Consider the following 211-nt stretch of genomic DNA (forward strand, 5'->3'; position numbering starts at 1 on the left):
CCCTAGGGCCTGCCCAGGATGCCCTCGACCTCCGCCAACTCCCCCTCGGTCAACGGCCCGTGGGCGAGCGCGCCCGCGTTCTCCTCGGCCTGCGCCACCGTGCGGAACCCGGGGATCGGCACGGTGCGCGGGCTGCGCGCCCACAGCCAGGCGAGCGCGCCCTGCGCCGGGGTGCGGCCACCGCCGGTCAGCACGGAGCGAAGCGCGTCGA

At 77.7% G+C, this 211-nt stretch carries 1 protein-coding gene; it reads right to left on the bottom strand.

The genetic code is table 11. The annotated features are described in order from the left end of the window. Nucleotides 1–2 precede the first annotated feature (2 nt). A partial coding sequence (locus tag G3I40_RS00940; RefSeq protein ID WP_203643155.1) for an aldo/keto reductase occupies nucleotides 3–211 on the bottom strand: 209 nt, incomplete at its 5' end.

It is taken from the genome of Streptomyces sp. SID14478 (genome assembly GCF_010548525.1).
GTDB lineage: Bacteria > Actinomycetota > Actinomycetes > Streptomycetales > Streptomycetaceae > Streptomyces.